Origin of the sequence: Apibacter muscae (assembly GCF_007845635.1) — a bacterium.
Taxonomy (GTDB): domain Bacteria; phylum Bacteroidota; class Bacteroidia; order Flavobacteriales; family Weeksellaceae; genus Apibacter; species Apibacter muscae.
In genome coordinates this window covers 1-524 of the sequence record NZ_SELG01000005.1, presented here as the reverse complement: position 1 = coordinate 524, position 524 = coordinate 1, and the positions used below count along the sequence as shown (strand labels likewise).

The following is a 524-nucleotide window of genomic DNA, read 5'->3' as shown; positions in this document are numbered from 1 at the left end:
ATGTGTTATAGAAGAAACTTCACTAACTATTTTAAATCTTTCTTTTGGGTCTTGAATATCTTTTAGTATTAATAATAGAGGTAATATGCGCATTAGAGATCCATTTCCGTTTGAATATTCATCATTCCCTCCTGCCAAAATTGGATTAATCCCTTGTTTTAGATTATATATTGCTTCTTTAGTTGCTATTCCTATGTCAAAAACTTGATTATGTGCACCCCAATATCCTGCATCTTGCCATAATATAAATTTCTTAGCTATATCTTTTATATTATATCCGTTTTGAATAATTGAATCTGCTAAACATAATGTTAAAGACCCGTCATCTGAAAAGGTTCCTGGAGGCTGATTATGTGTCCCATAACCAACCATGTCTTGGGCTGGGTTTTTACGCATGTTTTCTCTAGTCCTAAACTCATAAGGTACTCCTAATGAATCTCCTATTAATACTCCATAAAGTATATCTTTTAATAAGCTTTTTTCCATAATCTTAATAAGGTAAGCCTTCTATACTTTTTAACCAT

1 protein-coding gene is annotated in these 524 nt (G+C 31.5%); it reads right to left on the bottom strand.

The window, feature by feature from the left end:
- Positions 1–486 (bottom strand): ADP-ribosylglycohydrolase family protein (locus tag ETU08_RS00395; protein ID WP_185145240.1); only part of this gene is annotated, 486 nt, incomplete at its 3' end.
- Positions 487–524: the final 38 nt, after the last annotated feature.